The organism is Streptomyces sp. NPDC020917 (assembly GCF_044333795.1).
In the GTDB taxonomy this organism is placed as follows: Bacteria; Actinomycetota; Actinomycetes; order Streptomycetales; family Streptomycetaceae; genus Actinacidiphila.
Window position 1 is genome coordinate 140,868 of record NZ_JBIRRR010000016.1, and the last position, 24,685, is coordinate 165,552.

Genomic DNA, 24,685 nt, shown 5'->3' on the forward strand with positions numbered 1-24,685 from the left:
GCGGGGACAGAACGGGACCTGCCGCCAGGACCTCGGGCACCGGCGCCCACCCCGCCGGGGGAGCGCCGCCGGGCGCCGACCCGCCCGGCCCGCCGCCGGACGGTTCGGCGACCGGACCGATCCGCGGGCCCGCCGGGGACGCGGCCGGGGACGCGGCCGGGGACACCGCCGCCGGACCGGCCCCGGCGCAGGGCGCCAAGTCGCCGCGCCCGCCCCGGCGGAAGGCCGGAGTGGAGTACCGGCCGGTCTGATCCGCGCCCCTACCCGAGTCGGCCCGGCCGACGCACCTTTGTGAGGAGTCCGATGCACAGACCCATACGGATGTGGGCCGCCGGGGCGGCCTTCGCCTGCGCCGCGGCGTTCGGCCTGACGGCCGTCGTCCCGGCGCAGGCGTCGCCCGCCGCAGGCGGTGGACCGCAGAGCACGGCGGGCTACCGGCCCGCCGCATGCGCCGAACCCGTGCCCGCCGCCGAGCGCGAGGGCGACGCGCCCTACGCCACCTGCGACCTGATGGGCGTGACCAACACCCACGGCGCCCTGGCCGCGGGTTCGGCCGCCCCGCCCGCGGGCTCCCTCACCCCCGACGACGTGCGGGCCGCGTACGACCTGCCGTCCGGTGGGCAGGGCGCGACGGTCGCCATCGTCGACGCCGGCGGCTACGCGACGGCCGAGGCGGACCTGGCGGTGTTCCGCAGCACGTACGGCCTCCCGGCGTGCACGACCGCGAACGGCTGCTTCACCAAGCTCGACCAGACCGGCGGCCACAACCTCCCTCCGGAGAACCCCGGCTGGTCCATCGAGACCGCGCTCGACCTCGACGCCGTCTCCTCCGCGTGCCCGAACTGCCGCCTCCTGCTGGTCGAGGCCGACTCGCCCGCCCTGGACGACCTCGGCCAGGCCACCGACACCGCCGCCGCCCACCACCCGGTGGCCATCTCCAACTCCTACGGCGTTCCCGGCGAGGGCAGCACCCCGGCGGTGTACGACCACTACTACGACCACCCGGGCATCGCGGTCACCGCGTCCACCGGCGACTACGGCAACATCGTCAACTGGCCCGCGTCGAACGGGAACGTCGTCGCGGTCGGCGGGACGACGCTGAACCGCGACGCCGGCAGCACCCGCGGCTGGACCGAGTCCGCGTGGGCCTCCGGCGGTTCGGGCTGCTCCGCGTCGGAGCCCGAGCCCGCCTACCAGCAGGGCATCGACACCGGCTGCGACCGCCGCGCCATCGCCGACATCTCCGCGGTCGCCGACCCGGCCACCGGTCTCGGCCTCTACAACTCCACCGCGGTCGGCGGCTGGGCCCGGTACGGCGGCACGTCGCTGTCCGCACCGCTCGTCGCCGCGATGTACGCCCTCGCGGGCACCCCGACGCCCGGCACCTACCCGGTGACGTACCCGTACGCCGACACCGACGCCGCCGACCTCACCGACGTCACGGCCGGCTCCGACGGCTACTGCGGGAACCAGCTCTGCAACGCCCGCACGGGCTGGGACGGGCCGACCGGGCTCGGCACTCCCGCGGGCGTCGGCGCGCTGCGGCAGGGCCCGCACGGTCTGGTGACCGGCACGGTGCGCGGCGCCGGCTCGGGCACGGCCTCCGGGCCGGTCGAGGGCGCCTCGGTGACCGCGACCGACGCGGACGGCCGCACCTACCGCGCCACGACCGGCGCCTCGGGCGGCTTCACCCTCGCCCCGGCGCCGGGCACCTACACCCTGACCGCGGCGCAGTTCGGCTACACGACCGCCACCACCCCTCTCAAGGTCACCGCGGGAGGCTCGGCGAAGGACTCCTTCACGCTGCACGCCCTGCCCACCCACACCGTGTCCGGCACCGTCACCGACGCGTCCGGCCACGGCTGGCCGCTGGCCGCGGCGATCACCGTCGACGGCTACCCGGGCGGCGCGGTCCGCACCGACCCGGCCACCGGCCGGTACACCGTCCGGCTGCCGGACGACGGGACGTACACGCTGCACGTCTCGTCGACGCTGCCCGGCTACAAGGCGGCGGACGGGAGCGTCGCGGTGGGCACCCGCGACGTCCGCCACGACGTGGCGCTCCCGGTGGACGCGACCGTCTGCACCGCGCCCGGCTACCGCTTCGGCTACGACGGCACCACGACCGGCTTCGAGGGCTGGGCCGGCGCCACGCCGCAGGACGGCTGGACGGTCACCGACGACAGCGGCTCCGGGGTCACCTGGCGCTTCGACGACCCGGGCGGCTACGGCAACGACACGGGCGGCACCGGCCAGTTCGCCGAGGTCGACTCCCGCAACGGCGGCACCTCCACACACGAGACGACCGCTCTCGTATCGCCGCGGCTCGACCTGAGCGGCGACGCCACGCCGATCGTCTCCTTCGCCAACTCCTTCATGTCGCCCCTGTACAACTCCAACGCCTACGTCGAGGTCAGCGTCGACGGCGGCCAGTCCTGGAGCTCCGTCTGGCACATGTCCCGCACGATCGCCACCGGCCCCGAGGTCGTCGCGCTCCCGCAGGCCGCCGGCAAGAGCGACGTGCGGATCCGGTTCCGCTACGACGCGGTCCACTCCTGGTTCTGGAAGGTCGACGACGTCTTCGTCGGCGACCGCTCCTGCGACGCCACCGCCGGCGGTCTCGTGACCGGTACCGTCACCGACGGCAACACCGGCACGGCGCTTTCCGGCGCGACCGTGAGCGTCGCCGGCACCCCGGCGGCCACCACGGCCGGCGGCGGCTACGAGCTGTTCGCGCCCGCCTCGGCGGCCGACGGCTCCGGCCGCACCACGCTGGGCGTCACCGACGGCGCCTACACCGCCGCGACCGCGACGACCGCCGTCGCCCGCGACGGGGTCACGGTCAAGGACTGGCGGCTGGGCGCCGGCCGGATCAGCGTCTCCGGCGGCCCGTTGCAGGTGACCCAGCAGCCCGGCCGGTCCACGACCAGGACGGTGACGCTGCGCAACACCGGCACCGCCCCCGTCCACGTCGTCCTCGACGGGCAGGACGGCTCGTTCACGCCCGACTCGCACCCCGGCGCCTCGGGGACGGCCGGCAGCGGCGCCCCGGTCCGGCACTCCGGCGGCGACTTCACCCGCGGCTCGCTGGTCGCCGGCAGGACCCAGGGTGCCGCGGCGGCCGCGGGCTCGACCGCTACGGCCGGCGCCAGCACCGTGCCGGGCGGCACGGCGTGGACGACCGCCGACGCCCTGCCGGGACCGGTGATGGACAGCGGCTCGGTCACGCTCGACGGCAAGGTGTACTCCTTCGGCGGCACCGACGGCGGCAGCCTGCTGTTCCAGGCCCTGGTCCACGACCCGGCCGCCGGCGGCTGGCAGCGGCTGGCGAACATGCCGCAGGGGCTGGAGAAGCCGGGCGTGGAGGCGGTCGACGGCCGGATCTACGTCGTCGGCGGCTGGGACGGCACCGGCAGCGCCTCGGCCGCGGTCCACCGCTACGACCCGCAGCACGACACGTGGTCCTCGGTCGCGCCGCTCCCGTCGGGGGTCGTCGCCGGCGGCACGGCGGTGCTCGGCGGCCGGCTGTACGTGGTCGCCGGCTGCGGCGGCAACTGCGTCCCGGCGTCGCAGGCGACCTACGTCTACGACCCGCGGGCCGACACGTGGAGCCGCGTAGCGGACTACCCGGTCACCGACGCGTGGCTGGCCTGCGCGGGCATCGGCGGCCAGGTCGTCTGCGCGGGCGGCACCGATCCGGTCAGCGGCGCGGAGTCGGTGGCGACCTACGCCTTCGACCCGGTCGCGGGTACTTGGACCGCGCGGGCCGACCTGCCCTACCCGAACTGGGCGATGGCCGCCGCCTCCTCCGGCGGGCGGCTGCAGGTGGTCGGCGGTGTGACCGACGGCCAACTGACCAACCAGGCCGAGGAGTACGACCCGGCCACCGACTCCTGGTCGGTCCTCCCGGCGGCGAACACGCTGGCGTACCGCGGCAGCGGCGCTTGCGGGCTGTACGTCGTCGGTGGCGCGGACGGCGCGAACGCGCCGCTCACCGGCGTCGAGCAGCTGCCCGGATACGGCGACTGCGGAAGTTCGGGCGCCGCTGCCTGGCTGTCGGCCCCGCACGGCGTCACGGTCGCCCCGGGCGCCGCGGTGACGGTGCGGGTCACGTTCGACGCGGCCCGGGCCGACCAGGCCGGCACCTACACGAGCGGGCTGACCGTGGGCACGGACTCGCCGTACGCCGTGCCGGCGCTCGCCGCGACGATGAGGGTGGTCGCCGCCGGCTGACCGCCGCCGGCCGGTCCTCGGGACCGGCCGGCCCGGCACCGCTGGAGGGGCTCCCGGGACACTGCGCCCGGGAGCCCCTCCGGCTCTCCGCGCCTGCGCGGCCGTGCGGTGTGCACGACGGGGCGGCGCACCCACGGGGCCGGGAGGGGCGGCGCGGCGTCCCTCCCGGCCGGCGGGTCAGGACGGGGGCAGCTCGGCGCGGACCGTGCGGGCCGCGGCCACCAGGTTCTCCAGGGAGGCGCGGGTCTCCGCCCAGCCCCGGGTCTTCAGGCCGCAGTCCGGGTTGACCCACAGCCGCTCGGCGGGGATGGCCTCGAGTCCCTTGCGCAGCAGGTCCGCCGCCTCACCGGCGCCGGGCACCCGGGGCGAGTGGATGTCGTAGACCCCGGGCCCGGCCTCCCGCGGGTAGCCGTGCGCGGCGAGCTCACCGGCCACCTGCATGTGGGAGCGTGCCGCCTCCAGGCTGATGACGTCGGCGTCCAGGTCGTCGATGGCTTCCACGATGTCGCCGAACTCGGCGTAGCACATGTGGGTGTGGACCTGCGTCTCCGGACGGACCCCGGACGTGGCGAGCCGGAACGCCTCGGTGGCCCACGCCAGGTACGCCGGCCGGTCGGCGGCCCGCAGCGGCAGCGTCTCGCGCAGCGCCGGCTCGTCCACCTGGATCACCGAGGTCCCGGCCGCCTCCAGGTCGGCCACCTCATCGCGCAGCGCCAGCGCGACCTGCCGCGCGGTGTCGCCGAGCGGCTGGTCGTCGCGGACGAAGGACCAGGCCAGCATGGTGACCGGGCCGGTGAGCATGCCCTTGACCGGGCGGCCGGTGAGGGACTGCGCGTAGGAGGTCCAGCGCACGGTCATCGGGCCGGGCCGCGCGACGTCGCCGGCCAGGATCGGCGGGCGCACGTACCGGGTGCCGTACGACTGGACCCAGCCGTGCCGGGTCGCGAGGTAGCCGGTGAGCTGCTCGGCGAAGTACTGGACCATGTCGTTGCGTTCGGGCTCGCCGTGCACGAGCACGTCGAGGCCGGTCCTCTCCTGGAAGGAGATCACGTCCTGGATCTCCTTCCTGATGCGCTCCTCGTAGCCCGCGGTGTCGATCCGGCGGGCCCGCAGATCGGCGCGGGCGGCGCGCAGTTCGGCGGTCTGCGGGAAGGAGCCGATGGTGGTGGTGGGCAGCGCCGGCAGGCCCAGCCGCTCCCGCTGGGCCGCGGCCCGCCGCTCGTACGGCTGCGGGCGGCGCGTCTCGGCCCCGGTGACGGCCTCGGCGCGGGCCCGCACGGCCGGGTCGCGGGTCAGGGGGGAGGTGGCGCGGGCGGACAGTGCGGCCCGGTTGGCGGCCAGTTCGGCGGCGATGGCGTCGGTGCCCTGGGCCAGGCCCCTTTCGAGCGTGGTGATCTCGGCGGTCTTCTGCCGGGCGAAGGACAGCCAGCGCAGGATCTGCGGGTCGATGTCGCGTTCGGCCGCCGCGTCCAGCGGCACGTGCAGCAGCGAGCAGGAGGCGGCGACGTCGACGCGGTCGGCCAGCCCGAGCAGCGTGCCCAGGGTGGACAGCGCCTTCTCCAGGTCCGCGACCCAGATGTTGCGCCCGTTCACCACCCCGGCGACCAGCCGCTTGCCGGGCAGCCCGCCGGCCGCGGCGAGCGCGTCGAGGTTGCCGGCCGCGGACCCGGTGAAGTCCAGGGCCAGTCCCTCGACCGGTGCCGCGGCCAGGAGCGGCAGGGCGTCGCCCAGCCGGTCGAAGTACGAGGCGACCAGCAGCTTCGGACGGTCGGTCAGCGTGCCCAGCACCTGGTAGGCCCGTTCCGCGGCGGCGAGTTCGGCGGGCGTGCGGTCCTGGACCAGGGCGGGCTCGTCGAGTTGCACCCACGGCGCCCCGGCGGCCCGCAGGTCGGCGAGCACGTCGGCGTAGACCGGCAGCAGGCGGTCCAGCAGGGTCAGCGGCTCGAAGCCGGCCGGCGCGCCCGGCGCCGGCTTGGACAGGAGCAGGTAGGTGACGGGGCCGACGAGGACCGGCCGGGGGTCGAGTCCCAGCGCCAGCGCCTCGCGGACCTCGCCCGCCTGCTTGGCCGGGTCCGCGGAGAAGACCGTGTCAGGCCCCAACTCGGGCACCAGGTAGTGGTAGTTGGTGTCGAACCACTTGGTCATCTCCAGCGGCGGCACGTCCTGCGTGCCGCGGGCCATGGCGAAGTAGCCGTCGAGCGGGTCGGCGGCGACCGCGTCGCGGTGGCGGTCGGGGATCGCGCCGACCATCACGGTGGTGTCCAGCACGTGGTCGTAGTACGAGAAGTCGCCGGTCGGCACCTCCTGGATGCCGGCCTCGGCGAGCCGGCGCCAGGTGGCCCGGCGCAGTTCGGCGGCGGTCGAGCGCAGGGCGTCCGCGCTGACGCGGCCCTTCCAGTAGCCCTCGATCGCCTTCTTCAGCTCCCGCCGGGGGCCCTGGCGGGGGTAGCCGTACACGGTGGCCCGTGCTGCCGCGGCTGCGGGCTTGGTCGTCACGGAGATCTCCTTCGCGAGATGGATCCCTGAGGTCCCGATGGCGGGACGAGAGCGCGAAGGGATGGCGGCACGAGCGATGCGGGCGTGCGCGCCACGCCGGACTGCTGGTGCTTCGTACGCCGACCCGCCCTCGAGGTCACCGGGACTCCGCGGGCGCACCGGGCGCACACGGGCAGGTGGCAGGTCTTCGGACTCGCGGGCACGTCCTCGTCGAGGACACCTACTGGCCGTCGCTTCCCGGGCCATTGCGGCCCAGTGCGTATGACGGCGGTCGTTCCCGCTCACCGCTGCGGGGCAGTCCCGGATTCCCACCGGGTTCCCTCTTGCGACACACCCGCCTGGCCGGCGGGCGTGAACCAGCTGCCCTTCCAGCCTAGGACCGCGCCCCCGCCGCCGTCCGGCGACGTCCACGATCCGGGACGGTGACGCCCCTCACCCGGTGAGGCCGCGGGCACGGCCGGCGGCGGTTCGGGCGCGCGTGCCCCGCCGTCGTGGCGCGGCGCGCGCCGCCGCCCGGGGCACGGCTCGCCCCGGGCGGAATCCGCAGTTCGCAGCGGTCGCAGACCTACGATGGGGGGATGCGGGTGCTTGTCGTCGAGGACGACCCGGGAATCGCCGATCTGATGGTCCGTGGCCTGGAGCGGGCCGGGTACGACACCGCCGCGGCGGCCTCGGGTCAGCAGGCGCTCCTGGCGTCGCCCGACCCCGATGTGGTGCTGCTGGACCTGGGACTGCCCGACATGGACGGCGTCGAGGTGTGCCGGACGCTGCGCGGCCGGTCCGACATGGCGATCATCGTGGTGACCGCGCGCGGCGAGGAGGGCGACCGGGTGGCCGCGCTGGACGAGGGCGCCGACGACTACCTGGTCAAGCCGTTCGGCCTGGCCGAGCTGCTGGCCAGGATCCGCGCGGTGCTGCGGCGGGTGCGGCCGGCCGAGCCCGAGGTGCTGCACCACGGCGACCTCACCGTGGACCTGCGGACCCGCACGGTGACCGTCGGCGGGCGCGAGGTGGCGCTGACCCCGAAGGAGTTCGACATCCTCGAGGCGCTCGCCGTGGACCCGGGCCGGGTGGTGACGCGGCAGGAGATCCTGGAACGGGCCTGGGACACCCACTGGTACGGGCCGACGAAAGTGCTGGACGTGCACGTGGCGGGCCTGCGCCGGAAACTGCGCAGGCCCGGTCTGGTGGAGACGGTGTACGGCAGGGGGTTCCGGCTCGGCACCCCGGACCCGCGGGCCGATCCCCCCGACGTGCCATGACCCGGCGCATCGCCCTTGCGGTCATGTCCCTGGTCACCGTGCTGCTGGTGCTCACCGTCGTGCCCCTGGGGCTGTCGCTCGCCGACCGCGAGCGCGCGTCCTTCCGCCAGAGCACCGAGGACGCCGATCGCGCGCTGGCCGCCGCCGCCGAGGAGCACCTGTCCGACCACGGCAGCGCGGCGTCGCTGCGGCGCATGCTGGTCCGGGGCACCGAGCCGGGCGCCTGCGCCGCCGTCTTCGACGCGGCCGGGCGCGAGGTGGCGTCCACGCCGTGCCCGCAGCAGAGCGCCGCTCAGTTCGCGGAGACCCGCGAGCAGTGGGCGGCCATGGCCCGCAGCGTGCTCGCCCACGCGGGGACGGTCACCCGCACGCAGGACGACCGGCTGGCCGTCGCGGTGCCGGTCGGCGAGACGTCCTCGCCGGTGGGCGTCTCGGTGCTGTCCCGGTCGGCCGATCCCACGAACGACCGGATCGCGGAGATGTGGGCGCGGCTGGCCGGCATCGGCGTCGGCGGCCTGGTCGCCGGGGCCCTGCTGGCCGTCGTCCTGGCGCGGTGGGTCGGCCGGCCGCTGCGGTCCGTGGACAGCGCGGCGCGCGAGCTGGGCGAGGGCAGGCTGGACGTCCGTGCGGACGGCGGGCAGGGCCCGGTCGAGGTGCGCAGGCTCGCGTCCACCTTCAACACCATGGCGGCCCGTATGGAGACCCTGATCCACGGGCATCGCGCGGTGATCGCCGACGTCTCGCACCAGCTGAGGACACCGCTCACCGCGCTGCGGCTCCGGCTCGACATGCTCGCCACCGAGACCCCCGGCGACGAGCTGACGGCCACCGAGCTCGCCGCCGCGCAGCAGGAGATCACCCGGCTCTCGCGCCTGGTCGACGGGCTGCTGGCGGTGGCCCGCGCGGAGAACGCCGTGCCGCGGCCGGTCGCCGTGCGGGTGGACGAGGTGGTCGAGGACCGGCTCGCGGCCTGGACCCCGGTGGCGCAGGAGCGGCAGGTCCGGCTCACGGCCCGCTGCCGTCCCGGGCTGACCGCCCGGCTCGGCGCCGGCGATCTGGAGCAGGTGCTCGACAACCTGCTGGCCAACGCCCTGGACGCGGTCGGGGAAGGCGCGACGGTGCGTGTCGAGGGCCGGGCCCGGCAGGGCCGGGTGCTCCTCACCGTCGCCGACGACGGGCCGGGGATGAGCGCCGCGGCACAGGAGACGGCGTTCCACCGCTTCAGCAGTCCCCAGGCGTCGGGGACCGGGCTGGGGCTGGCCATCGTGCACCGGCTGCTCACCGCGAACGGGGGGTCGGTGCGGCTCGAGGACACCCCGGGCGGAGGTGTGACCGTCGTCATGGAACTCCCGCTCGCATAACGTCCGACGTGGGATTTCGGACGATTTGCCGAGTTCGGTGGGAGTGGCCTTAACCAGTTCTGAGGACTCCCTGAACAGGTTCCCGACGACGCGGACGGCAGGCTGGTGGGCATACCCCGTCGTCCGCCGTGAGGAGATCCGCACCATGCGCCACCGTCGCCACCGCTCCCCGCTCCCCCAGGGCAACGCCGACCTGTCGGTCGAGGAGGCGGCGCGCCGGCGGGACCGCGGACGGATCCGGGTCCGGACGACGACGATGTGGGCCGTGGCGGCGGCCGTCGTGGGTACCGCGGCGCTCGGCGCGGGGTACGCGCAGGCGATCCCCGGCGGCTCCGGGACGCATCCCTCCCCCGCGCAGACGCCGGCCGGCACGCCGTCCGGCGGCACCGCCACCACGCCCGCGGCCACTCCGTCCGGCGGCGCGGGTTCCGCTCCGGCCGCGACGCCGTCCGGCGGTGCCACCACGGCCCCGGCCTCCCCGACCCATCCGCCGGCGCAGGCGCCGCACACCGCGACGACGCCCGCCCGGCCGAGCCGGCCCGCGGCCAAGCCCGCCAAGCCGGCGGCACCCGCGCCCCGCCCGGCCCAGCCGGCGAAGCCCCAGCCCGCCAAGCCCAAGCCCTCCACCGGTCTGCGCCCGCCCGCCCAGGCCCCGGCCCCGACGACGCAGCCTCCGCAGACCACGACGGGAGGATCATGACCTCCACCCCCCGGCTCTCCGGCCGGACCGGTGCGACCGACCGCGTCTCGTTCCCCGCCCTCGGCACCACGGCGGAACTGCTCACCACCGACGCCTCCCGCACGGGCATCGCCCTGACCGTCCTGCACTCGGAACTCGCCGCCATCGACGCCGCGTGCAGCCGGTTCCGGGGCGACTCCGAACTCGCGCGCGTGAACGCCTCGGCGGGGACGGGCCGTCCGGTGCCGGTCGGCGCGCTGCTGGCCGAGGCGATCGAGGTCGCGATGCGCGCCGCGCGCGTCACCGGCGGGGCGGTCGACCCCACGGTGGGACCGGCCGCGGTCGCGCTGGGCTACGACGTGACGTTCACCCGGATCGCCAGGACCGGCCCGGCGCCGCGGCTCCGCCCGGCGCAGGGATGGCGGTCGATCGCCTGGGATCCCGAGCTGCGCCTGGTGCGCCTGCCCGCGGGAGCGGCGCTGGACCTGGGCGCCACGGCCAAGGCGCTCGCCGCCGACCGGGCCGCCCGCGCGGCGGCCGCCGCGGCGGGCTGCGGGGTGCTGGTCAACCTCGGCGGCGACGTGTCCACCGCGGGCCCGGCACCGGACGGCGGCTGGCGCATCGCGGTCGCCGACGACCACGCGGGACCCGCAGGACCGCACACCCCCGTCGTCACCGTGCGCAGCGGCGGCCTCGCCACCTCGGGCACGGCCGTACGCACCTGGGAGCGCGGCGGGCGCACCGTCCACCACATCGTCGACCCGGCCACCGGGGACAGCGCCCCCGCGGTGTGGCGCACGGTGAGCGTGGCCGCCGCCGACTGCGTCGACGCCAACACCGCCAGCACGGCGGCGATCGTCCTCGGCGAGGGCGCCCTGGACTGGCTGCGCGAGACCGGGCTGCCGGCCCGGCTCGCCGGCGTCGACGGGGCGGTCGCCTACCTCAACGGCTGGCCGCTGGAGCAGCGGCAGGAAGCGGAGCGGAAGCCGGACGTCCTGGAGGGCACCTGAGATGAGCGCAGCCCACTCGGCCGTCGTCCTCGCGTCGTCGGGCCCGAGCCCGCTGTGGTACGCCACGCGGGCCGCCGGAACCGTCTCGCTCGTGCTGCTGACGCTGACCGTCGTGGTCGGCGTGCTGTCGGCCGGACGCTACGCGCCCCGCAACATCGGCAGGTTCGAGGTCTCCGCACTCCACCGCAACCTGTCGCTGATGACGCTGGTCTTCCTGGCCCTGCACATCGTCACCGCGATCGCCGACAGCTTCACCCACATCGGCTGGACGGCCGCCGTCGTCCCGCTGACCTCGTCGTACCGGCCGCTGTGGGTGGGCCTGGGCGCGGTCGCCGTGGACCTGCTGCTGGCCGTGGCGGTCACCAGCGCGTTCCGGCAGCGGATCGGGCAGCGGACGTGGAAGGCGGTGCACTGGGCGGCGTACGCGTCGTGGCCGGTCGCCCTCTTCCACGCGGCGGGCACCGGCACCGACACCCGCCTCACCCCGCAACTGGTGCTGTACGCGGCCTGCATGGCGGCCGTGCTGGGCGCCGTCTGGTGGCGGCTGGTGCGGGCCGGGCGGCACAGCCGCCGGATCCGCTGGTGGGCGGTGCCCGCCACCGGGATCGTCCCGGTCCTGCTCGCCGTGTTCCTGGCCACCGGGCCGCTGCAGCCCGGCTGGTCCCACCGCGCCGCCGCCACGTTCCCGTCCGCCCCGGCCGCCACCTCGACGGCCACCACCCCGGGCGCGGCCGCCGCGCCGCCGCCGTCCGCATCCCCTGCCCCACAAGGAGGGTCCGCCGCGTGAATCCCGAGGCCACCACCGCGCTCGCCGCACCGGAGATGCCGGTCCCCCACGGCGTGCGCCTGCTCGGCGGCTGGTACGCCACCGGCCGCCCCGCCGGCCTGAGCGACCACCTCGACCGCCACGGGCCCGCCCCCACCGGCCGGGCCGGCGGCGCGCTGGCGGACGACGTCGAGCGGGCCGGGCTGACCGGCCGGGGCGGCGGCGCATTCCCCACCGGGCGTAAGCTGCGCACGGTCGCCGGGCAGCGCGGCCCCGCGGTCGTCGTCGCCAACGGCATGGAGAGCGAGCCGGCCAGCCGGAAGGACGAGACGCTGCTCGCGCTCGCCCCGCACCTGGTGCTGGACGGCGCGGTGCTGGCCGCCTCCGCGACCGGCGCCGGCACGGTGCACCTGTGCCTGCCCCGCACCAGGGCGGAGCAGGCCGAGGGCCTGGTCCGGGCCGTCGAGGAGCGGCGGCGGGCCGGGCTGGATCCGGCCGAGGTCCGCGTCCACACCCTGCCCCACCACTTCGTCTCCAGCGAGGAGACGTCCCTGGTCAGCTGGCTCAACGGCGGCGGGGCGCGGCCCGCGCCCACCCCGCCGCGCCCGTTCGAGAGGGGGGTCGGCAAGCGGCCCACCTTCATCGCCAACGTCGAGACGCTGGCCCATGTGGCGCTCATCGCCCGCCACGGACCCGGGTGGTTCCGGGAGCTGGGCAGCGAGTCGGCGCCCGGCACCACGCTGGTGACGCTCTCCGGTGCGGTCCGCAATCCGGGCGTGTACGAGGTCCCGATGGGCGGCTCGGCGCGGCAGGCGCTCGCCGCCGCCGGCGGGCCCACGCGGCGGCTCGGCGCGGTGCTCGCCGGCGGCTTCTTCGGCAGCTGGCTGCCGGTCCCGCTGGACCCGGTGGCCCAGTCCCGGGGCGCGGGCGTCCTCGTGGCCCTGCCCGAGGACGCCTGTGGCCTGTCCGAGACGGCCGGGGTGCTGGCCTATCTCGGGGCGCAGAGCGCCGGCCAGTGCGGGCCGTGCAGGTTCGGCGTGCCCTCGGTCGCCGAGGACTTCGCCGAACTGGCGTGGGGGCGGCCCGGCCCCGACCTCATGGAGCGGCTCGACCGCAGGCTCGGGCTGCTGCCCGGCCGGGGGGCCTGCCGCCACCCCGACGGTGCCGCCCGGCTGGCCGCCTCGGCGCTGCGGGCCTTCGCCGGCGACGTCGACCGCCACCTGCGGTACGGGCCGTGCGCCCACGCCGGCGACGCGCCGGTGCTGCCCGTCCCGGCGGGTCGTGCCGTGGCCGCGGAGGAGGGCTGGCGATGACCGCGGACCACGAGCTGACCGTCGACTTCGCCGCGTGCGACGGCCACGGCCTGTGCGCCGAGCTGCTGCCGGAGCGCATCGGCCTGGACGAGTGGGGCTACCCCGTGGTGCGGGACCCCGTCGTGCCCGGCCCGCTGCTCGCCCACGCCCGGCGGGCGGTCGCCGCCTGCCCGGTGCTGGCGCTGCGGCTGCGGCCCGCCGACCGCGGCGACCGGGAGCAGCTGGCGTCGGACCGGACCCCCTCCGGCCGGTCCGCCGGGTAGGCCGCGTCCGCGGAGGGCCCTGCGGGCTGCCGCCGTCCGGCTGACCGGGCGGGTGCGACCCGTTGGCTGCACCCGAACCGGCAGATCTCGCTCATATGGTGACGGGTGGAAGCCAGGCACCCGCACGGGCTCGTCCGTGCCGCCCGCGTCCCCGAACACCAGCATCCGAGAGGGAGACCGATGTCCGCAGCCGCGTCCCACACCACCCATGAGGACCACCCGCACGTCCACGGCGAGGGCTGCGGCCATGTGGCCGTGCCGCACGGCGACCACGTCGACTACGTCCACGACAGTCACTTGCACCGCGCCCATGACGGCCATGTCGACGAGTGCTCCACCGCCGGGCACACCACGCACGCCGACCACGCGCACCAGCACGGCGCCGGCTGCGGCCACGTCGCGGTCCCGCACGGCGACCACGTCGACTACGTCCACGACGGCCACCGCCACGCCGGCCACGAGGGCCACTGGGACGACCACTGAGGTGCGGCCCCGTAACGCGGGCCGTCCGGCGACGGGATCCCGTCGCCTGCCATGACCGAGGCTTCGGGCGATCCGGCCCCGACTCCGGGCGTGCACGCGGCCGGCGAGCCGGTGCGTGTGCGCGCGGCGTCATCTCGGGCCGGGCCGATCCCCGGCGTCGTCGGGTTCGCCGGGTTCCCTGCCCTCGCCGGGACCCGTCCCGTCGGCGGGGCCGCCTGCCCCGGCGGTGTGGGCCGGCATGAGGAGACGGGGGTCGAGCAGCGGCCCGAGGTGGTGGAGCTTGTCGGGGTTGATGATCGACCGGACGGTCTGGACGCGGCCGTCGACGACGTCCAGCGCGAGCACATTGAGGAGCCTGCCCTCGGGGTCGCGCACCGCCGCCCCCGGCTGGCCGTTGACCGAGGCCGGCTGCACGCGGAGGTCGAAGCGCCGGATCAGGTCGGAGACGACGCCCATCAGCCGGACCACACGGGTGCGGCCGTGGATCGGGCGCGGCATCGAGGGGCCGACGCCTCCCCCGTCGCCGTAGAGCACCGCGTCCTCGGTGAGCAGGTCGACGAGCGCGTCGAGGTCTCCCCCGTCGACCGCGGCGAAGAACATCCCGGCGACCCGGTCACGCTGCTCGCGGGAGACCTCGAAGCGCGGCGCGCGGCTCGCGAGGTGGTTCCTGGCCCGCCGCAGGAGCTGGCGGCAGTTCACCTCGCTCTTGCCCACGATGGCGGCGACCTCGGCGTAGTCGTACTGGAAGACCTCGCGGAGCAGGAACACCGCGCGCTCGACCGGGGAGAGCGACTCCAGCAGCACCATGAACGCCAGGGACAGCGACTCGTACCTCTCGGCCCGGCCCTCGACGTCGTCCTCGGGCCGGGACAGCAGCGGTTCCGGCATCCACGGCCCGACGTAGACCTCGCGGTTGTGGCGCGCGGACCGCAGGTGGTCGATGCTCAGCCGGGTGGTCGTCGTGGTGAGGTAGGCGCGGTGCGATCTCACCTCCACGCCCCGGGCGTGGGCACGCTGGTAGTGCAGGAAGGTCTCGGACACGATGTCCTCGGCCTCCGCCACGCTGCCGGTCATGCGGTACGCGAGGGAGAACAGCAGCGGCCGGAACTGCCGGTAGACGGCGTCGTCCTCTGATTCCATTCCCGTGCTCCAGCCGCTCAGGCGCTCTGGCGTGCCGCGGCGGGGATCGCCGCCGTCCCAGCATCGGCCACGTGCCGCCGCCGTGCGAGTGCCGGGCCGGCGTGGCCGAACACCAGCCGGGCGCTGTTGAGCACGGCGTTCTTGTAGGTGATCGCCTTGCGGCCGGTGAGGATGCGCGGTATCGGCGAGCCGTCGGCGTCGAGGAACTGCACCACGCCGTGGCGGCGGCCGAGGCTGATGCACTCGTGGATGTACCGGAACCTGAGGGGGCCGGTCTCGCGGCCGGTCAGCCGGGCGGCCACCACGTCGGCGACCTTCGGACCGGTGAAGCCGCCGGTGCGGCATCCCATGGCGAACTCCTCGCCCCAGGAGCCGGCCACGGCGGCGGCGTCCCCGATGACGTAGACGTCCGGGTGCGACAGCGACTGCATCCTGGCGTCGACGCGCGCCCGCCCCTGGGCGGTCACGGCCAGCCCGGACTCGCGGGCCAGGGCGGGGACGCCGAAGCCGCCCGCCCAGAAGCCGACGCCGAAGGGGATCCGCCGTCCCTGCTCCAGCACGAGCTCCCCGGACCGGACTTCACGGACGCGGGCACCGCAGGTCACGTCGATCCGCAGCTCGTCGAGCACGTGGTGCAGATGGCGCCGGGCCTTGCCGGACAGCCAGTGCCCGGGCTCGGTGCTGCTGACGAGCCGCACGTCCAGTTCGGGCAGCGACTCGGCCACCTCGGTGGCGGTCTCGATACCGGTCAGGCCGCCGCCGCAGACGACGACGGTGGCCGAAGGTTCCAGGCCGCGGAGGGCGTTGGACGCCAGGGCCGCGCCGTCGAGCGTGTCCAGGGTGAGGGCGTGCTCGCGGACCCCCGGCACGGTGCCGACGTCGGTGCGGCTGCCGAGCGCGTAGACCAGGATGTCGTAGGGGTGGTGCCGCAGCCCGCCGTCCTCCTCGACGGCGACCGCATGGGCGTCCACGTCGATCGACCGCACCCACCCGCGGACGAACCGCACCCCGCTCCCGTCGAGGTACGACCGCAGCGGGACGACCTTCACGTCCTGGCCCATCGCGATCTGGTGGAGCCGGGGCCGCTCCACGAAGTCCGCTGTCCCATTGACCAGCGTGACCTCCACCTCGCCTGGGAGGACCTGCCGGGCGATCCGCTTGGCCGCCGGCAGACCGGCATACCCTGCGCCGAGCACGAGCACGCGAGACGACACGATGAGCTCCGTTCCTTCGATCCCGATACCCGCCGTATCCGCGGGTGCCCTCTCAGACGGGCGACCCCCGCACCCTGTGACAGCTGTCATGCCGAAGAGGTGCCGCCAGGCACTGCAGGCGCGGGCGGCGGTCCTCGTAGGCTCCGCCGTATGGTCGGATCACGCAGAGCGGGACGGGACGACGTCTGGGAGGGCGTGGTCACCGGGAAGTCCCGGGGGATGCTCGACGGCTCGACGATGTACCACTTCGTCGAGGTCCGGCTCGCGGACGGCGGATCCGCGAGGTTCCGGATCAGGCGCCGGCTGTGGAAGGAGATCGCGGTCGGCGACCGGATCGTCAAACGGGCGGACGCCGACCCGGCCAGGGGATAGCGGTGGCGCCGGGCCGGTCGCAGGCGGAGCGTGGAGTGGGGGGGCAGTCAGCCGAGCGGGGGGCATCCAGCCGCCGCGTCGCGTGACCGGCGGGACACGCAGGGAAGTGAACACGATGGCTTCGCGTCAGACGGAGCGGCGCCCGCGCTGGTGGCCGCCGTTCTCGGAGTGGTTCGAGGACCTCCCCCTCGACCTTCGGCCGGGAAGCGAGCACATGATCCGCGTCGAGGAGAGCCGGGAGGAGGGCGCCTACATGGTCAAGGCCGAGCTCCCGGGGATCGACCCGGACACGGACCTCGACGTCACGGTCGAGGACGGCCTGCTGACCGTGCACGCCGAGCGCAGCGAGGAGCAGGCGGACAAGCAGCGGTCCGAGTTCCGCTACGGCTCCTTCACCCGCAGCGTGCAGTTGCCGACGGGTGTCGACGAGGACGACATCACCGCGAGCTACGACAGCGGCGTGCTGACCGTGAAGGCGCCGATGCAGCCGGTGGCCCGGTCGGAACCGCACCGCATCGCGGTCACCAGGAAGTCCTGACCGCGGCACGGCGGTCCGCGCGGTGCGCCGCCCGCGCCGCCGATCGCGCGCAGGATTGAGGTGTGCCCCGGCATCCCGTGCCCCACGACATCGGAGGCGGGCAGCCCAGCGGCGACGGCCCGGCACGGCGGGCCTGGCTCCCGTCGCAGTGGCCGCGCCGCGCCTGGTGGCTCGTCGCCGCGACGGTCATGGCCGCGGTGGCCGCCGTGGCCGTGGCGCGCAGGCACGAAGTCGCGGGTGCCGTACGGCTGGTCACCCATGTCGACCCGCTGCTGCTGGCCGCCGGCGCCGCGTGCCAGGCGGCGTCGCTGCTGTGCTTCGCCGGGGTGTGGCGCTGGCTGCTGCACGCGGGCGGCGCGCGGTGGCCGCTGCACCGGGTCGCGGGCGTGACCCTGGGCTCCACCGCGGTCTCCGGCGCCCTGCCCGGCGGTGCCGTGCTGGCCACCGCGTGGGCCTACCGGCAGCTGCGGCGCCGCGCGGTCGATCCCACCCTGGCGGCCGCGATCCTGGCGGTCGCGGGGGCGCTGTCGGCACTCGGCCTCGGCGTGCTCGGCGCCATCGCCCTGCTGGCCTCCGGGCCGGCCGCCCGGGGGGTGCTGGTGCGGGCGGTCGTGGTGCTGGTGATCGTCCTGGCGATGGCCGCGGCCGGCCTGGCCCTGGTCCGGTGGTCGACCACGGTCCGGCGGATCGTGCGGGGGGTCTGGGCCCGCGGCGCCCGCCGCTACGGGTGGACGCGCAACGTCAGGACGGCCGTGGTGAGGGTCGCCGCGCAGGCATGGCACCTCCAGCCGGGGGTCCGCCACTGGATCTCCCCGGCGCTGCAGGCGTTCCTCAACTGGGGGTTCGACCTGGCCTGCCTGGTCCTGTGCATGCGGGCGCTGCACGTCGCGGTGCCCTGGCCCGGCGTGCTCGCCGCGTACGTCCTCACCCAGATCCCGGCGAGCCTGCGGCTGACGCCCGGCAACCTCGGTCTCTTCGAGGCCGGGCTGTCCGCCCTGCTGGCCGCCTACGGGGTGCCGGCACGCCAGGCGCTCGCGGCCGCGCTGCTGTACCGGGCCGTCAGCTTCTGGGCGGTCCAGCCGATCGGCTGGGCCTGCTGCGCGACCGTGACGCTGCACGGCAGGCGCGGCGAGAACGCGCAGCCCCCGGCCGGCACCGGTCCGTCCGCCGGGCCGGATCGGTGACGTCGCCTCCCGGCACCGCGCAGGGCGGCGGCCCTCAGTCGGACAGCCGGCCGACCCAGACGTCGGCGTGCCGGCTGCACGAGGTGGTGAGCGCCGTGCCGTCGGGCCGGGTGACGGCGTGCGTCGCGGGCTCGGGGCAGGACGCGCACCTCAGGTGCGGGTCGCGGTTGTGCCCCACGCGCGCGGCGCCGCCGCGTGCCGCGTGTCCTGTCGCCTCTGGGCCGGCATGGGTCATCTCGGTCCTTCCTTTGCCTCGGACGGGCTGTCGCGTCGGACGGACTGGGCGAGGTGCGCTGCACGCGTGCGGGGTGTGCGGCGCCATGTCTGCACGGCACCATGTTTGCATTATGCAATGCAGACTGTTGCCCTGTGCAAAAGAACGCGGACATCTCCACCGGCAGTGCAGCAAGACGCGTGCAAGGCGGTAGAAAGGACGGCATGCCCAAGCGCGCACCCGCCGCGGTCGAGCCGCAGGCCACCGGCCAGCCCAGGGTCCCCTATCCTCACGACGAGGTGGCCGACGACGTGGTCACCGCCGTCCTGACCGCCTCCCGCCTCCTGGTATCGGTCTCGGCGCGCTCGCTGGCCGCGGTGGAGGAAACGCTCACCCTGCCCCAGTTCCGGATGCTGGTGGTACTGGAGAGCCGCGGCGCGATGAACATCTCCCGCCTGGGCGAGCATCTGGACGTCATCCCCTCCACGGCCATGCGGATGGTCGACCGCCTCGCGAACGCGGGCATGCTCGACCGCGAGCCCAACGCGGACAACCGCCGCGAGATCCTCATCAGCCTCACCGGCAAGGGCCGGAGCACCGTCCGGCTGGCCACCGAGCGCCGCCGCTCCGAGATCGCCCGCATCGTCGCCGCCATGCCGCGCGGCCAGCGCAGCCGGCTGGTGGAGGCTCTGGAGGCGTTCACCGAGGCCGGCGAGGAACCGCTCGCCGAGCGCCGGCCGTCCACCGACCTCGGCTGGTGACGGCTCCGGCCGCGACCGGCCGCGCCGCGGTGCGCGCCCGGCAGCCGGTCGGCCGTGCGGTATCCGGACGGCGGCGCCGCGGCGGTCGGGGGCGCGGTGCCCGCCGGCCGGCCGGAGAGCAGGGCTGCCAGGACGCTGCCGGTGAAGAGCGCCAGCGGGAGCATCGGCGGGTGCCCGCCCGGGGCGAACCCGCGGGTGGCGAAGAGGAGGAACGCCGGCACGGCCGCGCACAGGCTGCCGGCCATCAGCACCGGCGACCACCGGCCGCCGGGCCCCAGCCCAGCCGGCAGCCGCCGGAGCGGCCACAGCAGGGCGTTCACGAGCAGCACGAGCGGCACGAGCACGGTCACCAGCAGCCCGAGCCAGGCGACACGCAGCACCCACCACTGCCCCGTCCCGATGGCCGGCTGGGGCATGACCCCGGTGGGGTAGAACGCGACGGCCACCAGGGCCACGGGCACCATGTGCCACAGGTAGACGGTCATGACCGTGCGGTTCAGGCCGGACACGGAGCGTGCCCACCGGGGGCGGGAGGCCAGGCGGGTCAGCACGGGCTCCGCCGCCAGCAGCAGTCCGGTCTGGGTGGCGGCAAACGCCAGCAGCGCGATCGACGGCGGCGAGGTGTTGCCCACCTGCCGGCCGGCTCCGATCATGTCGACCGGGAACGGCCCCAAGGTCAGCAGCACGGTGAGGGACAGCAGTCCGGTGCCGGCCAGCAGCAGGCAGCGGCTGCGGGGACGGGTCAGGGAGCCGTCCTGCCAGGCGAAGCCCCACTGGTGCATGGCTCCCCACACCAGCAGGTAGTTGGCGTAGCCCACCACCGGTTCGTGCGCGCCGAGGACGGCGACGTCCACGGCGGCCGCGGTCGCGGCCATCACGAGGGGAACCGCGAGACCCCACCGCCGGTGCGCCGCGAGAGCCAGCGGCGTGAGGGCGATCAACGTCAGGTAGACGGGCAGGAACCACAGGTGCAGCGCGACGAGCCAGCCGATCCGGGCCAGGTCCGCCGGGGCGGCGCCCGCGCTCCGCGCCAGGTCGAGGGTGAGCACGATCGTCCCCACGTACAGGGCGGTCGGCCACATCAGCGTCATCGTGCGCCGGCGCACCCAGTCCGTCCAGGTCTCGCCCTGCTGGTGCCGGCTCGTCCAGGAGCGCGCGTTGACGTACCCGCCGACCAGGAAGAACACCGGCATGACCTGGAGGACCAGGGTCACCCAGCGTGCCCAGCTGATGGACAGCAGCGCGTCCGACCCGGACAGCTGCCCGCCACGGTACGTGACGCTCACCAGCAGCCAGTGCCCGACTACCACCGCACAGATCGCGCACACACGCAGCAGGTCCGCACACCGGTTACGCTCCATCGTCGCTCCTCCTGCCGCCCGCGCCGTTCACGGGCGCCATGGGCGCACGCAGCCGGGAGGACCGCGGATCCGCGGTGGCCCCGATCGCAGGGTGCCATCCGCCGCGGGCCCCGGGGCAAGATGCGCCGGGCAGAGCCAGCAGCTACCTTGCTATGGGGGAAGAACCTGAGCAGTGATGCGTTCCAGCAGGTCAGGCAATGTTTTCGGGGTGGGGTTTCCGTTTGACGGCAGGGGGTCCGACCCCGGGCTCCCGGCCTGCTTCGGGAGGTTCGTCCTATGGTGATGTCACGTACTACCCTCACCACAGCGCTGGCGGCCGCAGCGGTCGCCGTTCCGCTGAGTCTCGGGGGCCTTGCCCCTCAAGCCTACGCTCAGACCGGCTCGCCCTCTCCGAGTCCGACCGGCACCGCCACCACCGCCCCGGGCATCTTCGGGCCCGGCTGCTCGACCCTGCCCAGGACCGGCGCGGGAAGCACGGCCGTGATGGCCAGGCAGCGCCTGGTGACCGCCGCGGCCGGCAACCCGCAGCTGAGCACGCTGGTCGGCTACATCAACCGCGCCAGGATCGTGAACGTGCTCGACACCACGAACAACATCACGCTGTTCGCGCCGACCAACGCGGCCTGGAACAAACTGTCGTCCACGCAGCGGGCCAACCTGCTGAACAATCCGACGCAGCTGAAGAAGGTGCTCAACTACCACGTGGTGAACCAGCACATCACCAAGGCCGAGCTGCCGGGCGGCTCGTTCACCACACGCGAGGGCTCCAAGCTCACCACCTCCGGGTCGGGCACCACCTTCAAGGTCAACAACACCGCCGACATCGTCTGCGGCAACATCCCGACCGCGAACGCGACCGTCTATCTCGTCGACTCCGTCCTGATGCCGCCGAGCTGACCGGAAGTACGGTCAGCTCCCCCGGGCGGCCAGGACGCCCTCACGACGACGCCGCGGCCCCTTCCGCACTGACGGAACGGGCCGCGGCCCGTGCGCCGTCCGCGGTCAGCCGGGCCAGCGCGTCGGTCAGCAGGGCCGGGACCACCGGGTCGGCGGCCAGGTCCGCACCGAACACCTCGGTGACCGCGAGGAGCCGGCCGACGACCTGGCCCGGGGTGGTGCAGCCGCGGACGGCCTCGCGCAGGACCGGGGCGAGCGGGTCGTCCAGCTCGCGCGGGGCGCCGTCGTCGGTGCGGTCGGTCCACACCCAGCGCATCCACGCCGCCACCGCGAACACGGTGCGGCGCGGCTCGACACCTGCCTGCCGGCAGGCGCGGACCGTCGCGAGCAGCCGTTGCGGCAGCTTCTGCGAGCCGTCCATCGCCACCTGCACGGTCGTGTGCCGCAGCGCCGGGTTGGCGAAGCGCCGCAGCAACGCGTCCGCGTATTCCGTCAGGTCCACGCCGTCCGGTGCGTCGAGGGTCGGAATCACCTCCTCGGCCAGCATCCGGTCCACCAGGCCGGCGAAGCCGTCGTCGGCCACGGCCGCGGCGATGCTCGCGTCGCCGGCCAGCGCGCCCAGGTAGGCCAGGGCCGAGTGGGCCCCGTTGAGCATGCGCAGCTTGACCTGCTCGTAGGGGTGGGCGTCGCGTGTGAGCAGGGCACCGGCGCGCTCCCACGCCGGGCGGGGTCCGGCGAAGTCGTCCTCGATCACCCACTGGCGGAACGATTCGGTGACCACGACGCCTTCGTCCAGCACGCCGAGCGCGGCCGCCGCCCGCTCCCGGTCGGCCCGCGTGGTGGCCGGCACGATCCGGTCCACGACGCAGCCCGGGAAGCGGACCCGGGCGCCGATCCACGCGTGCAGCGCGGCCGCCTCGGCGGCCGGCAGCAGGTCGACGAACTCCTCGACCAGGCCGCGCAGGGTGGCGCCGTTGCGCGGGAGGTTGTCGCAGCTGAGCACGGTCATCGGCCCGGCGTCCGCGCGCATCCGGGCCTCGAGTCCGCGGACCAGGAGGCCCAGTGCGGTGCCGGGCGTCCGCTGCGCGGCGTCGGCCCGCACGCGGGGGTCGTCGCCCAGCAGCCGGCCGCTCGCGGGGTCGTGGCAGTAGCCCTTCTCGGTCACCGTCAGCGTGGTCAGGTGCACGTCCGGGTCGGCGATCCGCGCCAGGACGTCGGCCGTCCGGTCGCCGGCGAAGAGCACTTCCCGAACCGCCGCGGACACCCGCACGGACGCCGCCGCGCCGCTGTCGGCGAGCACCGTGTACAGGCCGTCCTGCGGCGCGAGCCGGTCGACCACCGCGGAACTGCGCATGGTCACCCCGCAGATGCCCCACTGCCCGCCGGCCGCGGCGATCGCGTCCTCGGTGTAGGCGGCCTGGTGCGCGCGGTGGAACGCGCCGATGCCGAGGTGGACGACACCGGTCCCCAGGGCGCGCGGATCCACCGTGGGGCGCAGTGCGCGGGGGACTGAGTCGAGGGTGCGCAGGCTGAGCCGGCCGGCCATCTACATCACCGCGCCGAGCTGCCAGGGCGCGAACTCGTTGTCGCCGAAGCCGAGGAGCTCGCTGGCGGTCTGCTCGCCGGAGGCGGCGTCGACCACCGCGTCGTAGATGCGGCGGCCGACCTCCTCGACGGTCACCGAACCGTCCACGATCGCACCGCAGTCGAGGTCCATGTCGTCGGGCATCTGCCGGTACAGCTCGGAGTTGGTGGCCAGCTTCAGGCAGGGCACCGGCTTGCAGCCGAACACCGAACCGCGGCCGGTGGTGAAGCAGAGCACGTTGGCCCCGCCGGCGACCATGCCGGTGACGGACACCGGGTCGTAGCCCGGCGTGTCCATGAACAGGAAGCCGCGGGTGCGGACCCGTTCGGCGTACTCGTACACCCCGGCGAGCGGCGCCTGGCCGCCCTTCGCGGCGGCGCCCAGGGACTTCTCCAGGATCGTGGTGAGCCCGCCGGCCTTGTTCCCGGGTGACGGGTTGTTGTCCATGCTGGCGTTGTTCGCCGCGGTGTACTCCTCCCACCAGCGGATCCGGGCGTAGAGGTGCTCGGCGACCTCGGGTGTGACCGCCCGGCGCGCCAGCAGGTGCTCGGCGCCGTAGATCTCCGGCGTCTCGCCGAGCACGGACGTGCCGCCGGCGGCCACCAGCAGGTCGGAGGCTACGCCGAGGGCGGGGTTGGCCGAGATGCCGGAGAACCCGTCGGATCCGCCGCACTGCAGGCCGAGGATCAGCTCGGACACCGGCAGCGGCTCGCGGTGGACCGCGTTCACCTGCGGCAGCAGTTCCCGCACCTGGGCGACGCCGTCGCGGACGGCCGCCCGGGTGCCGCCCGCGGCCTGGATCGTCAGCATCTGGGCGGACCCGACACCGTCGCGCGTGAAGCGGTCGGTCAGGCCGTCGACGCTGTTCACCTCGCAGCCGAGGCCGACCACGATGACCGCGGCGAAGTTGGGGTGCGCGGCGTAGCCGCTGAGCGTGCGGCGCAGCATCTCCATGCCGGTGCCGTCCGGTGTCATCCCGCAGCCGGTGGGGTGGGTCAGCGCCACCACGCCGTCGACGTTCGGGTAGCCGGCGAGCACACCGGAGCGGGTGACCTGGTCGGCGACCAGCCGGGCCACGGTGGCCGAGCAGTTCACCGACGACAGGACCCCGATGTAGTTGCGGGTGCCGGCCCGGCCTTCGGCGCGGCGGTAGCCGTCGAAGGTGAGCCGTAGTCCTTCGGGGAGCACCGGCAGCCGGGACACCACGTCGTCGCCGACCGCGTCACGGGCGAGCGTGCCGATGGCGAGGTTGTGGGCGTGGACGTGCTCGCCGCGGCCGATCGGGCGGCTGGCGACACCGATCACCTGCCCGTACTTGCGCACCGCCGCTCCGGCGGGGAGGTCGCGCACCGCGATCTTGTGCCCGCGGGGCACCTGCCCGGCGACGGTCAACTCCAGTGCGTCGAGGGCCAGTCCGGGCTCCAGGGGGCGGAGGGCGACCGCGACGTCGTCGTCCGGGTGCAGCCGGAGGGTCGCCGGGTCGTGGCGCGGGTCGACGGTCGTGGTGCCGCTCGTGGCGCCTGTCGTGTTCATCGGCCTTTCCTCGGTCGTCG

20 protein-coding genes, 2 pseudogenes and 1 riboswitch are annotated in these 24,685 nt (G+C 75.3%); of the genes and pseudogenes, 15 read left to right on the forward strand and 7 right to left on the reverse strand.

Features of this window, described 5'->3' with window-relative positions; genetic code table 11:
- Positions 1–251: pseudogene (locus tag ACH4TG_RS29060) on the forward strand (hypothetical protein); the annotation flags it as partial.
- Positions 252–303: 52 nt separating this feature from the next.
- Entirely contained in the window at positions 304–4,233 is a 3,930-nt protein-coding gene (locus ACH4TG_RS29065) for a kelch repeat-containing protein (protein WP_398245508.1), read from the forward strand.
- Between the two features lie 177 nt (positions 4,234–4,410).
- On the opposite strand, the gene metE is transcribed toward ACH4TG_RS29065, so the two are convergent.
- On the reverse strand, positions 4,411–6,729 hold the full coding sequence (metE, locus tag ACH4TG_RS29070) for a 5-methyltetrahydropteroyltriglutamate--homocysteine S-methyltransferase (protein ID WP_398245509.1): 2,319 nt from the start codon (positions 6,727–6,729) through the stop codon (positions 4,411–4,413).
- Positions 6,730–6,889: 160 nt separating this feature from the next.
- Positions 6,890–7,105, reverse strand: a riboswitch (cobalamin riboswitch).
- A gap of 202 nt (positions 7,106–7,307) precedes the next feature.
- On the opposite strand from metE, the gene ACH4TG_RS29075 reads away from it, so the two are divergent.
- From ACH4TG_RS29075 to ACH4TG_RS29110, 8 genes are all read left to right on the forward strand, one after another.
- Positions 7,308–7,991: a response regulator transcription factor gene (locus tag ACH4TG_RS29075; protein WP_398245511.1), complete on the forward strand. Its 684-nt coding sequence runs from the start codon at positions 7,308–7,310 to the stop codon at positions 7,989–7,991.
- Entirely contained in the window at positions 7,988–9,352 is a 1,365-nt protein-coding gene (locus ACH4TG_RS29080) for an ATP-binding protein (protein WP_398245512.1), read from the forward strand. The genes ACH4TG_RS29075 and ACH4TG_RS29080 overlap by 4 nt, the downstream gene beginning before the upstream one ends.
- A 145-nt stretch (positions 9,353–9,497) precedes the next feature.
- Positions 9,498–10,052, forward strand: a complete 555-nt coding sequence (locus ACH4TG_RS29085; protein ID WP_398245513.1) for a hypothetical protein — start codon at positions 9,498–9,500, stop codon at positions 10,050–10,052.
- Positions 10,049–11,041: an FAD:protein FMN transferase gene (locus ACH4TG_RS29090; RefSeq protein WP_398245514.1), complete on the forward strand. Its 993-nt coding sequence runs from the start codon at positions 10,049–10,051 to the stop codon at positions 11,039–11,041. The genes ACH4TG_RS29085 and ACH4TG_RS29090 overlap by 4 nt, the downstream gene beginning before the upstream one ends.
- A gap of 1 nt (position 11,042) precedes the next feature.
- The gene (locus tag ACH4TG_RS29095) at positions 11,043–11,828 is read left to right on the forward strand and encodes a ferric reductase-like transmembrane domain-containing protein (RefSeq protein WP_398245515.1); all 786 of its coding nucleotides are present in this window, start codon (positions 11,043–11,045) and stop codon (positions 11,826–11,828) included.
- A complete protein-coding gene (locus tag ACH4TG_RS29100; RefSeq protein ID WP_398245516.1) occupies positions 11,825–13,120 on the forward strand; it encodes an NADH-ubiquinone oxidoreductase-F iron-sulfur binding region domain-containing protein in 1,296 nt (431 codons plus the stop codon). Before ACH4TG_RS29095 ends, ACH4TG_RS29100 begins: the two co-directional genes overlap by 4 nt.
- Positions 13,117–13,383, forward strand: a complete 267-nt coding sequence (locus ACH4TG_RS29105) for a ferredoxin (RefSeq protein WP_398245517.1) — start codon at positions 13,117–13,119, stop codon at positions 13,381–13,383. Before ACH4TG_RS29100 ends, ACH4TG_RS29105 begins: the two co-directional genes overlap by 4 nt.
- 180 nt (positions 13,384–13,563) lie before the next feature.
- A complete protein-coding gene (locus ACH4TG_RS29110) occupies positions 13,564–13,866 on the forward strand; it encodes a hypothetical protein (protein WP_398245518.1) in 303 nt (100 codons plus the stop codon).
- 129 nt (positions 13,867–13,995) lie between these two features.
- Here ACH4TG_RS29110 and ACH4TG_RS29115 read toward each other — a convergent pair whose 3' ends face one another.
- Both ACH4TG_RS29115 and ACH4TG_RS29120 read right to left on the reverse strand, forming a co-directional pair.
- Complete coding sequence (locus ACH4TG_RS29115) at positions 13,996–15,006, reverse strand: RNA polymerase sigma-70 factor (protein ID WP_398245519.1); 1,011 nt, start codon at positions 15,004–15,006, stop codon at positions 13,996–13,998.
- A 17-nt stretch (positions 15,007–15,023) separates the two neighbouring features.
- Positions 15,024–16,220, reverse strand: coding sequence for an NAD(P)/FAD-dependent oxidoreductase (locus ACH4TG_RS29120; protein ID WP_398245520.1), 1,197 nt, complete (start codon positions 16,218–16,220; stop codon positions 15,024–15,026).
- 150 nt (positions 16,221–16,370) lie between these two features.
- On the opposite strand from ACH4TG_RS29120, the gene ACH4TG_RS29125 reads away from it, so the two are divergent.
- The 3 genes from ACH4TG_RS29125 to ACH4TG_RS29135 all read left to right on the forward strand — a co-directional run bounded on the left by ACH4TG_RS29125 (position 16,371) and on the right by ACH4TG_RS29135 (position 18,314).
- On the forward strand, positions 16,371–16,592 hold the full coding sequence (locus ACH4TG_RS29125; RefSeq protein WP_398245521.1) for a hypothetical protein: 222 nt from the start codon (positions 16,371–16,373) through the stop codon (positions 16,590–16,592).
- Positions 16,593–16,707: 115 nt separating this feature from the next.
- Entirely contained in the window at positions 16,708–17,130 is a 423-nt protein-coding gene (locus tag ACH4TG_RS29130; RefSeq protein ID WP_398245522.1) for an Hsp20/alpha crystallin family protein, read from the forward strand.
- A 77-nt stretch (positions 17,131–17,207) separates the two neighbouring features.
- Complete coding sequence (locus ACH4TG_RS29135; RefSeq protein ID WP_398245523.1) at positions 17,208–18,314, forward strand: YbhN family protein; 1,107 nt, start codon at positions 17,208–17,210, stop codon at positions 18,312–18,314.
- A gap of 34 nt (positions 18,315–18,348) precedes the next feature.
- On the opposite strand, the gene ACH4TG_RS29140 is transcribed toward ACH4TG_RS29135, so the two are convergent.
- Positions 18,349–18,549: a hypothetical protein gene (locus tag ACH4TG_RS29140; protein WP_398245524.1), complete on the reverse strand. Its 201-nt coding sequence runs from the start codon at positions 18,547–18,549 to the stop codon at positions 18,349–18,351.
- A gap of 203 nt (positions 18,550–18,752) precedes the next feature.
- Between ACH4TG_RS29140 and ACH4TG_RS29145 the strand changes: the two genes are divergently transcribed.
- Positions 18,753–19,289 (forward strand): MarR family winged helix-turn-helix transcriptional regulator, encoded by a 537-nt coding sequence (locus ACH4TG_RS29145; RefSeq protein WP_398245584.1) that lies wholly within the window; start codon positions 18,753–18,755, stop codon positions 19,287–19,289.
- Positions 19,290–19,624: 335 nt separating this feature from the next.
- Here the strand turns inward: ACH4TG_RS29145 and ACH4TG_RS29150 are convergent.
- A pseudogene (locus ACH4TG_RS29150) lies at positions 19,625–20,650 on the reverse strand (acyltransferase); the annotation flags it as partial.
- A gap of 282 nt (positions 20,651–20,932) precedes the next feature.
- Here ACH4TG_RS29150 and ACH4TG_RS29155 point away from each other — a divergent pair.
- Positions 20,933–21,547 carry a fasciclin domain-containing protein gene (locus ACH4TG_RS29155; RefSeq protein ID WP_398245525.1) on the forward strand — a complete coding sequence of 205 codons (615 nt, stop codon included), beginning with the start codon at positions 20,933–20,935 and terminating at the stop codon, positions 21,545–21,547.
- A 40-nt stretch (positions 21,548–21,587) separates the two neighbouring features.
- On the opposite strand, the gene ACH4TG_RS29160 is transcribed toward ACH4TG_RS29155, so the two are convergent.
- Both ACH4TG_RS29160 and ACH4TG_RS29165 read right to left on the reverse strand, forming a co-directional pair.
- A complete protein-coding gene (locus ACH4TG_RS29160) occupies positions 21,588–23,093 on the reverse strand; it encodes a mannitol dehydrogenase family protein (RefSeq protein ID WP_398245526.1) in 1,506 nt (501 codons plus the stop codon).
- Entirely contained in the window at positions 23,094–24,665 is a 1,572-nt protein-coding gene (locus ACH4TG_RS29165) for a UxaA family hydrolase (RefSeq protein ID WP_398245527.1), read from the reverse strand.
- Positions 24,666–24,685 lie beyond the last annotated feature (20 nt).